The organism is Gemmobacter caeni (genome assembly GCF_003054195.1).
GTDB lineage: Bacteria > Pseudomonadota > Alphaproteobacteria > Rhodobacterales > Rhodobacteraceae > Gemmobacter > Gemmobacter caeni.
In genome coordinates this window covers 52,520-61,601 of record NZ_QBKP01000022.1, presented here as the reverse complement: position 1 = coordinate 61,601, position 9,082 = coordinate 52,520, and the positions used below count along the sequence as shown (strand labels likewise).

Sequence of the window (9,082 nt, the reverse complement as noted above, 5' to 3'; positions counted from 1 at the left end):
CAGGAGTGGTATTCGGCAAGCTTGGCAGAGACCGTGCGCGAGTCAAACCATGAAGCCGAACTGTTGGCCGCTGGTCGTATCACGGCGGATCTACGGGAAAGCCGCGAGGAAACCTCGAAATACACCGATCTGATGCCTGATGGCCGCGCGCGCAAATGGACATGGGTGATGGATGCGAAATCCGTCATCACCACGCCCTCGCCGCAAGCGCCGATCCGCCATGGCAAGGGGCCGCTGGTCATTTCCGGTCTGGCCTGGTCGGGCAATGGCAAGGTTACAAAGGTCGACGTTTCGCTGGACGGCGGGCGCAACTGGCAGGAGGCCCGCATCACCGGCGAGGCCCGCAGCAAGGCGCTGACCCGCTTCCATCTGGACATCGACTGGGACGGGTCGGAACTGTTCCTGCAATCCCGCGCCACCGACGAGACCGGCTATGTCCAGCCCACCAAGAACGCGCTGCGCGACATTCGCGGGCTGAACAATGTCTATCACAACAACGGTATCCAGACCTGGTGGGTCAAGGCCGACGGGGAGGTCGAGAATGTCGAAATCGCGTAACCTGCTGATCGGCTCGGCGCTTGCGCTTTCGACGCTGGCCGGTCCGGCGATGGCTGACAAGCTGGGCCTTGGCCGCCCTGCCCTGCCCGAAGAGATTTCCGCATGGGACGTAGCGGTGCTGCCCGATGGCACCGGCCTGCGCCCCGGCTCGGGCAATGTGGAAACCGGCGAGGAGGTCTTTGCCGAGAAATGCGCTGCCTGCCATGGCGAATTTGCCGAAGGTCTGGACAGCTGGCCGGTGCTGGCCGGGGGCGAAGGCAGCCTGACTGACCGCCGCCCGGTCAAGACCATCGGCAGCTACTGGCCGCATCTGTCCACCGTTTACGACTATATCCACCGCTCCATGCCCTTCGGCGCGGCGCAGACGGTCAGCGTGGATGAAACCTATGCCATCGTCGCTTTCCTGCTGTATTCCAATGGCCTGGTGGAGGATGACTTCACCCTGTCGAACAAAAACTTCACTGAGGTCGTGCTGCCGAATGCCGATGGCTTCTATCCCGACGACCGGCCGGAAAGCGAATATCCGAAGTTCCGCGCGGAAGCCTGCATGACCAATTGCGCCGAAGGGGCGCCCAAGGTCACCAAGCGCGCGGTGGAACTGAACGTGACACCGACCGACCCCGACGGCAAACCGGCGGGCACCCTGCCCGACATCGTGGCGGCCGCTGCCGAGGCGAGCGCCGAAGCCGCCGCGACCGAAACCCCGGCAGAAGCCACGCCCCAGGCGGAACCAGAACCGGCACCCGAGGCGGCCCCCGCCGATCAGGCTGCCGCACCGGCCGCCGGTCCCCACCCGGAGCTGATCGCCGCAGGCGAAAAGGTGTTCAAGAAATGCGCCGCCTGCCACAAGGTCGGGGAAGGCGCCAAGAACGGCACTGGCCCCATGCTGAACAATGTGGTCGGCCATCCGGCGGGCAAGGTGGAGGGTTTCAAATACTCCAAACCCCTGCTGGCCATGGCGGAAGAAGGGCTGGTCTGGGATGAAGCCGCTCTGCATCACCTGCTGGAGAACCCGAAGGCCTTCATCAAGGGCACCAAGATGTCCTTCGCGGGGCTGAAGAAGGAAGAGGATCGCGCGGCGGTCATCGCCTACCTGTCCACCTTCGCTCAGTAACCTCCCTGTGGCGCGGCCTCTCCCCGCGCCATCCCTGCCGCAGCGGGCCTGACCCTGCTGCGGCTTTCTCGCACAACGGAGCGTGCCATGATCAGCCGTCGATCCCTGATGACTCTCGCCGCCGCCGCCGTGACCGCGCCACTGGCGCCGCGTCGCCTTTGGGCGGGCAATACACTGACCCTGGGCGGCATGCAGATCGACACGCTGTCCGACGGGTTCCTGACCCTGCACGGCAGCTTTCTGCTCGACGGCGCCCCGCCGGAAGCCACCGATATTCTGACGCGCTACGGCATCGGCACCGACCAGATGACACCACCCTGCAACGTGACGCTGCTGCGCGACGCTGACAGGGTGGTGTTGTTCGATGTGGGCGCGGGCCATGATTTCATGCCCTCCGCCGGCAAGCTGGCCGAGGCCTTCGACACGCTGGGCATCACGCCCGAGGACATCACCCATGTGCTGTTCACCCACGGCCACCCCGATCATCTCTGGGGCCTGCTGGATGAATTCGACGACCCGATCTTCCCCAATGCGGAATTTGTCATGGGGCAGGCCGAATTCGATTACTGGACCGATCCCGAGACGGTGAACACCATCGGCGCCGCCCGCACCACCTTTGCCGTGGGCGCCGCGCGGCGGCTAGGGGTGATCGCCGATCAGATGCGTCTCATCGCCGACGGCGACGAGGTGCTGCCCGGCATCGCCGCCCATCTGACGCCCGGTCATACCCCCGGCCATATCGCCTATGAACTGCGTTCCGGCAGCGAGGGGGTGCTGATCGCGGGCGATGCCATCGGCAACCACCATATCGCCTTCGAACGGCCCGACTGGCATTCCGGCTCAGATCAGGATGCCGAAACCGCCGCCGCGACCCGGCTGCGGCTGCTGGACCGGCTGGCGTCCGAACAGATGCCGCTGATCGGCTTCCACCTGCCCGGCGGCGGCATCGGCCGGGCCGAGCGCACGGACGGCACCTATCGCTTCGTCGAAAGCTGAGCCATGCGCGCGCTTGCCCTGCTGCTGATCGCCAGCCCCGCCCTCGCGTCCGAGGACATCCCGGATCAATACCCACAATCGGTGCTTTACGCGAAGCCGGTCGAGGTAATCCCGCATGTCTTCACCGCCACCGGCGCCACGGCACCGCCGACCTATGAGAACGCAGGCCATAACAACAACCTGAGCTTCATCGTCACCGGCGACGGGGTGATCGTGGTGAACTCTGGCGCGTCGTGGAAACTGGCCGAGGCGCTGCATGCCGAAATCCGTGCCGTGACCGACCAGCCGGTGAAGCTGGTCATCGTCGAAAACGGTCAGGGCCACGCCATGCTGGGCAACGGCTATTGGGTGGCGCAGGGCGTGCCGATCCTCGCACATGAGGAAGCGGCGGCCGAATTTGCCGACGGTGCGGCGCAGGATCTGGCAGCACTGCAACGCTATGCCCGCGAGAATGCCGAAGCCACGGTGATCGCCGCCCCGACCGAAACCTTCACCGACCGCAAGACCATCGAAATGGGCGGCGTCTCGGTAGAGGTGCTGCACCTTGGCCCCGCCCACAGCCCCGGCGACACCCAGGTCTGGCTGCCGCAATGGGGCATGATGATCGCGGGCGACATCGCCTTTCACGAACGGATGCCGCCGATCTTTGAGGGCACCTGCACCTCCTGCTGGATCGAGACATGGGAGACGAAGCTGGAACCGCTCGCCCCCACCTACGTCATTCCAGGCCACGGCCACCCGACCAATCTGGCGCAAGTGCGCCGCTATACGCGCGATTATCTGGTGGATTTGCGGGCGAAGATCGCCACGCATCTGGAGGAAGGCGGCGATCTGGCCGGCGCCTATTACGTCGACCAGTCGCGGTGGGCGCATCTCGACACGTTCGGGGAACTGGCGACCAAGAACGCCGGTGTGGTCTTTGCCGAGATGGAGTTCGAATAGCCTCAGGCCGCCACGCGGCCCCGTGGCTGATCGACCACGACATCGGTGATCGCCGCGCCGATCCACATGCACAGAAGGGCGAGCCAGGCGGTCGCGGCAAAGATCGAGCCGCCTGTGACGCCCGCGCCGATGGCGCAACCGCCCGCCAGCATGGCGCCAAACCCCATCAGCACCGCGCCGAACATCGACCGGCGCATCTGGCTTTCGCCATCGAAGCCCTGAAAATGCAGCTCCCCCTTCAGCGCGGCGGACAACAGCGCCCCCAGAAATACCCCCGGTATCAGCCCGATGTCGAAATCGAGTGCCGGGTTCTCGGTCAGGAAGAACATCAGCATATTGGCTGAGGGGCCGGAAAAGGTGGCCGAGGTCACGCTGACGGGTTCGAACGCCGCCTGTGACAGGCTGAAGGTCAGCACCCAGCCCAATGCCACGGCAAATCCCACGCCCGAGGCAAAGACCAGCCGTGACCAGCCCAGCGCGTTGCGCGCCGCCAGCCACAGCGCCAGCACCGCGATGGCCAGGCCCAGCGCCAGCCCGGTGCCCTCGGGCAGGGACAGCGCGGCGATCAGATCGACATTCCGCCCACCCGGCGTGACCCAAAGCCCCGCGAGCCGCTGCCGCAGCGGCGCCAGCCAGCCGTGCAGGGCCATCTGCGCCACGACGGCAAAGATCAGCCCCGACACCACCGACCGCAGGTTCCCCGTCGCCGCCAGCACAAGCAGCCGCCCGGAACAACCGCGCGCCAACACCATACCCGCGCCGAACATCAGCCCGCCGATGACCGCGCCGGACCATGATCCTGTCACCGCCATCATCCGCGCATCCTCGGGCCGGAACAGGCCCAGAAGGCGCGCGCCCTGCACCCAGATCACGGCAGTGGAAAAGGTCAGCAGCCAGACCGACATGCGCGGCCCCAGCCGTCCGCGTGCAAACTCCACCGTCGCGGCGCGCAGGCAGAACGAGGACCGCTGCGCCGCGACACCGAAAACCACGCCGGTCAGCAGGCCGAACAGAAGCGCCAGGTGAGATTCCTCGATCCTGTCCAGCAGCCAGACGATATCCATGCGCGATTCTCCTTTGCGGGACGATGCCACAAAGGCGAGGCGCAGAGCATTGATCCAGGTCAGACGGGATCAGCGCCCGGTGAACTCGAAGGAAAAGTTCGTCTTGGCCCCGGCGGGAGGCGCCGGGAAGGGGGCGGCCCGGCGGATATGATCCAGCGCGATCCGGTCCAGCGCGGCGGAGCCGGAACTGCGCAGCACTTTGACCATGCCCAGACCGCCATTGCCGGAAACGGAAAAGCCAACCAGCACCGTGCCGCGTTCGGGCGATTTTGCCTTTCGCGTCTGGCGCACCTTTTTCATCACCTTGCCCGGATAATCCGCAGCCGCCCGCTTGCCCGATCCGCTTGAGGCAGCGGCGGCTTTCGCCGGGGCGGCAGAGGGCGCGGCAGCCGATGCGGCCTGTACGGTTTTCTTTTTGGCCTTCTTCGGGGCCTTTTTCTGCTCGACAGGTTTCTTCTTCGGCGGCTCCGGTTTCGGCGGTGGCGTGATTTCGGCAACCGCCTCGGGCGGCGGCGGTGGCGGGACCTCCACCTGTTCCGGCGGTGCGTCGGCCTCCGGCACGTCGGGCACCTCGGCCAGGTCCGCCGGATCGGGCGGCGCATCTTCCGTCATCGGCAGATCAGGGAGCGTCTCGGCCAGCGGCGCGGGGTCGGCCATATCGGGGGCTTCAACCGGCACCTCCGGCGCGGGCTCGCTATAGGCCCCAAGCTCCATCGCGGGGGGCGCCATGATCAGGGCGATGGCATCCTCCTGCTCGCCCATCGCCTCGCCCGAAGGCTGCACCGCCATGGCCAGCGCGGCCAGCGCCGAAACCATCAGCGCCACGACCGAGGCCGAAGCCAGCCAGCCCAGCGCCGCCGTGCGGCGCGGCGGCTGGCTCGCGAAGTGCAGGACGGGGCAGCGCGGCTGCGGGGCAAGCGGCATCATGGGCGTGGGCCTCCTTCCAGACCGACCAGCGCGACCTTCAGATAGCCCGCAGCCCGCAGGGCATCGAGCAGGCGCATAAGGTCGCCATATGGAATGCTGCTGTCCGCACGCAGCAGGACCGGCGCAGCACGGTTGCCGTTACTGGCGCGGTCCAGCGCGGGTCCAAGACCCGCCGCCGATACGGTGGCTTCGCCCAACCGCAGGTCGCCTTCGCGCGTCAGGGTCAGCCACAGCGGCTCCTCCTCGCGCTCACGGGGGGGGGCGCTGCTGGCAGGCAGGTTCACCGGCACGTCAACGGTGGACAGCGGCGCCGCGACCATGAAGACGATCAGCAGAACCAGCATGACGTCAATGAAGGGCGTCACGTTGATGTCGGCGATCTCGTCCTCGTCACGGCTGCCACTGGAAAACGCCATGGCTCAGGCCCCCCTGCCCTGCGCCACCGCCCGGTCGAGCGCGCGGCTTTGCAGCGCCTCAAGCGCCGCGGCAAGGTCGGTCATCCGGTGGCGGTATCCCGCAAGCCGCCGCGACAACAGATTATGGATCAACACCGCAGGAATGGCTGCCGCCAGCCCGATGGCCGTGGCCAGCAACGCCTCGGCAATGCCCGGTGCCACGACGGCAAGGCTGGTGGTGCCGCTGTCGGCGATGGCGATGAAGGAATTCATGATGCCGAACACCGTGCCGAACAGCCCGATGAAAGGGGCTGTGGCGGCGATGGAGCCAAGAACGCCGGTGCCCGCCCGCAGGCGCAGCGCGGCGCCCGCCTCGATCCGTTCCAGCAGCAGCCGGGTCCGGTCGCGCGTGCCGGTCAGCAGGGCCGGATCATCCAGCGCCAGCGCCATTTCCTGTGCGGCGGCGCGCGCCATTTCCGCACCGGGGCCACGGGTGCCGTCCATGGCGCGGGCCGCTTCGTCCAGCGTGGTGGCATTGCCCACCAGCCTCAGCGCCTGGGCCAGCCGACGCCGGGCAAGCGCGAATTCGACGGTCTTGTGCAGCCAGACGGTCAGCGCCACCAGCGCGGCGAACGCCAGCAACGCCATGACGGCCTGCACCAGCCAGTGCGCCTGGGACACGATGGTCACCAGATCCCCGTGCCCGCCGGCCGGCGCCGGGCTGACCGGCGCAACGGCGGCGGTATCCGGCGCCGGGGCGGCCGCAGCCCCGGCACCGGGTTCGGCCTGCGGCAACCCTGCCCGGTCCAGAGGATCGGACAAGGGGGCCACGGGCTGCGCCGGTGGCTCTGCCAGCCCCGAGCCAAGGGGAGACGTCTGCCCGAAAGCAGGGCCCGCCAGAAGCGCCAGAACCAGCAGAAGCCGCGCGGTTACCATGTGAACGCCTTGCTGATCGACAGTTTCGCGTTCCGTCCCGGCGCCGCATCCAGCGACAGGTTGTTGCGATAGCTTTGGTCGAACACGTTCTCGACCGCGAAGTTCACATCCATCCCGGCAAGGACACCGCTGTCCGGCGTCCAGGTGACGAAGATGTCATGCGTGTCATAGGCCCCGGCCGAGGTGGTGGCGGAAGAGGTGGTGATCCCGTCGAAGTAGTAGCCGCGCCAGCCAAGCACCAGATTGTGCTCGGGCAGTTTGGCACCCAGCGTCAGCGCAACATTTTCGGCAGGCGTGTCGGCCAGAGTCAGACCAGTCGCCGAATCCTTCGATTTCACATGGCTCCAGGCCAGGCTCCCGAACCAGCGCTCCGCGTCATAGGCCGCCTCCAGTTCGGCGCCCCAGATCTTTGCCGCCGCGATATTGCGGTAATACGGTGTTCCGGGGGTGGAATCACGCGCGATAAGGTTGGTCAGGTCATTGTGGAAGGCGGTGGCTTTCAGTTGCAGGCTGTCGCCCTCTGACAGCAGGTTCTGGCGCTGGAAGGTGAAGCCCAGCTCCACCGTCTCGGCCTCTTCCTTGTCCAGGTTCAGACTCGGAGTTTCCCCGGCGGAATAGCTGTAAAGCTCGTCCAGCGTCGGCATCCGCTCGGTCCGGGCCCAGGTGCCGAAGACGCCCCATTGTTCATTGATCTCGTAAAGCACCGAAAGCTTGGGTGAGACGGCGGTATCGTCCGCGGCACTTGCCCCCGCCGCAACCGAGGCCGCCGACGGCGTGCGCTGGCCGAAATCGGCGCGCAGGCCCGGCATGATGGTCAGGCGGTCGTTCCAGGTGAATTCACCCTGCACATAGACGCCGGTCTTGCGGTCTGTACCTTCGGGGTGGAAGCCCAGCGCGCCGACCGACGAGGTGGCGACGCGCTTCTGTTCCGACACCTGGACGCCGAAAGTGACGAAGTTGTCCCAGTTGCCCGCCGAAAGCTCGGCGGTGTTTTCCACCCGCAGCGTCGTGGTCTGATAGGCGAAATCACTGTCACACAGCACCTGCATCGTGCCCGGCGCACACATGAACCCGAACGAGAAGTTGCGCTTCTTCGCCGTGGTATCGGTGTAGGAAAGCTGCACCGTCAGATCGAGGAACGGGTTGTCGGCAAAACCGTGATGCCAGGTCAGCGTGGCGGTATCGTCGATGGTGTGCACATCGGCGGTGCCAAAGCCCGCCATCGCCGCGCCGCCGGTCTGCGCCACCGCCGTATCGTCAAGATCGCTGTCGGTGCGCGAGAAAGACAGGGTGACGCTTTGCTCATCGCCCTCGCCGAGGTTGAACTTGCCTTTCACAAGGCCCGACATCGCCTCGTGTTCGGTGCCTTGCAGCGCATTGCCAGCACCGTCCTTCATCTGCCCGCCGCGCGAGCTGTTCAGCGCGCCAAGAAATTCGGCATTGCCGCGCCGGGTGGCCCAGATCAACCCCAGCCGCGAGCTGTCACCGTTGGAGCCATAGCCCGCCTTGAAGCGCAGGGCATTGTTTTCCTCTGCCGTCAGGAAATCCGACGCATCCTTGGTGGTGAAGGACACCACGCCACCGATCGTGCCCGAGCCATAAAGCGTGGACGAGGCCGGGCCGCGCAGCACTTCGACGCGCTTGAACAGTTCCGGGTCGCCGAAGAACGAGCCCATGCGATACTGTTCAAAGAATTTCGGGGCACCATCCACGACGACCTTGATCCGCTCTTCCGAAGCGGTCTGTTCGGTATTGCCGATACCGCGGATGTTGAACGACTGCCCCATGGGCCGGGCCGAAGCCCCGGTGGCCTGCACCCCCGGCACCCCCTTGAACAGGTCACCCACACTCAGGGGCTGGGCGCGGTCGATGTCCTGCTGTTCGATCACGCTGACGGCCTGCGGGGTGTCGATGGCCACTTTCGCCGTGCCGGTGCCAAGAATAATGCGGCCAAGCATCTGGAAGAAACCGCCCGCCTCGGTGGCATCCTGTGCGGCGACGGGTTGGGCGGTCAGCGCCATCGCGGTGGCGGCGGTCATGAGAAGTGCGCGTCTTGCGCGGGTGTGAATAGGCATGGCTGTCCCTTCGGTGACATTCTTGTTTTTGAAGGGCTGGCCGTGGTCGTTTCCACTGCTGGCGGCGCAGGGTCG

Annotated in this window: 8 protein-coding genes and 1 pseudogene; 4 read left to right on the top strand and 5 right to left on the bottom strand. The window is 66.3% G+C overall.

Translation table 11 applies throughout. The annotated features are described in order from the left end of the window. The 4 genes and pseudogenes from C8N34_RS22560 to C8N34_RS22545 all read left to right on the top strand — a co-directional run. Positions 1-558: pseudogene (locus C8N34_RS22560) on the top strand (sulfite dehydrogenase); the annotation flags it as partial. Continuing rightward, positions 542-1,672 (top strand): c-type cytochrome, encoded by a 1,131-nt coding sequence (locus tag C8N34_RS22555; protein ID WP_108130588.1) that lies wholly within the window; start codon positions 542-544, stop codon positions 1,670-1,672. The pseudogene C8N34_RS22560 and the gene C8N34_RS22555, both read left to right, overlap by 17 nt. Positions 1,673-1,759: 87 nt before the next feature. Continuing rightward, positions 1,760-2,668 carry an MBL fold metallo-hydrolase gene (locus C8N34_RS22550; RefSeq protein ID WP_242013891.1) on the top strand — a complete coding sequence of 303 codons (909 nt, stop codon included), beginning with the start codon at positions 1,760-1,762 and terminating at the stop codon, positions 2,666-2,668. A 3-nt stretch (positions 2,669-2,671) separates the two neighbouring features. Next, positions 2,672-3,610: an MBL fold metallo-hydrolase gene (locus tag C8N34_RS22545; protein WP_108130587.1), complete on the top strand. Its 939-nt coding sequence runs from the start codon at positions 2,672-2,674 to the stop codon at positions 3,608-3,610. 2 nt (positions 3,611-3,612) lie between these two features. Here the strand turns inward: C8N34_RS22545 and C8N34_RS22540 are convergent, their stop codons facing one another. From C8N34_RS22540 to C8N34_RS22520, 5 genes are all read right to left on the bottom strand, one after another. Then, the gene (locus C8N34_RS22540) at positions 3,613-4,674 is read right to left on the bottom strand and encodes a YeeE/YedE family protein (protein ID WP_108130586.1); all 1,062 of its coding nucleotides are present in this window, start codon (positions 4,672-4,674) and stop codon (positions 3,613-3,615) included. 69 nt (positions 4,675-4,743) lie between these two features. Continuing rightward, complete coding sequence (locus tag C8N34_RS22535) at positions 4,744-5,601, bottom strand: energy transducer TonB family protein (RefSeq protein ID WP_054301265.1); 858 nt, start codon at positions 5,599-5,601, stop codon at positions 4,744-4,746. Further along, entirely contained in the window at positions 5,598-6,017 is a 420-nt protein-coding gene (gene exbD, locus C8N34_RS22530; protein ID WP_054301266.1) for a TonB system transport protein ExbD, read from the bottom strand. The genes C8N34_RS22535 and exbD overlap by 4 nt, the downstream gene beginning before the upstream one ends. A 3-nt stretch (positions 6,018-6,020) precedes the next feature. Then, positions 6,021-6,932 (bottom strand): tonB-system energizer ExbB, encoded by a 912-nt coding sequence (gene exbB, locus C8N34_RS22525; protein ID WP_108130585.1) that lies wholly within the window; start codon positions 6,930-6,932, stop codon positions 6,021-6,023. Then, the gene (locus C8N34_RS22520) at positions 6,926-8,971 is read right to left on the bottom strand and encodes a TonB-dependent receptor domain-containing protein (RefSeq protein ID WP_211317740.1); all 2,046 of its coding nucleotides are present in this window, start codon (positions 8,969-8,971) and stop codon (positions 6,926-6,928) included. The genes exbB and C8N34_RS22520 overlap by 7 nt, the downstream gene beginning before the upstream one ends. Positions 8,972-9,082: the final 111 nt, after the last annotated feature.

What these genes read in the sequence shown, in the direction of transcription:
- C8N34_RS22555 (WP_108130588.1), top strand. Translation starts at nt 542, where the DNA reads ATGTCGAAATCGCGTAACCTGCTGATCGGCTCGGCGCTTGCGCTTTCG.
- C8N34_RS22550 (WP_242013891.1), top strand. Translation starts at nt 1,760, where the DNA reads ATGATCAGCCGTCGATCCCTGATGACTCTCGCCGCCGCCGCCGTGACC.
- C8N34_RS22545 (WP_108130587.1), top strand. Translation starts at nt 2,672, where the DNA reads ATGCGCGCGCTTGCCCTGCTGCTGATCGCCAGCCCCGCCCTCGCGTCC.
- C8N34_RS22540 (WP_108130586.1), bottom strand. Translation starts at nt 4,674, where the DNA reads ATGGATATCGTCTGGCTGCTGGACAGGATCGAGGAATCTCACCTGGCG.
- C8N34_RS22535 (WP_054301265.1), bottom strand. Translation starts at nt 5,601, where the DNA reads ATGATGCCGCTTGCCCCGCAGCCGCGCTGCCCCGTCCTGCACTTCGCG.
- exbD (WP_054301266.1), bottom strand. Translation starts at nt 6,017, where the DNA reads ATGGCGTTTTCCAGTGGCAGCCGTGACGAGGACGAGATCGCCGACATC.
- exbB (WP_108130585.1), bottom strand. Translation starts at nt 6,932, where the DNA reads ATGGTAACCGCGCGGCTTCTGCTGGTTCTGGCGCTTCTGGCGGGCCCT.
- C8N34_RS22520 (WP_211317740.1), bottom strand. Translation starts at nt 8,971, where the DNA reads ATGACCGCCGCCACCGCGATGGCGCTGACCGCCCAACCCGTCGCCGCA.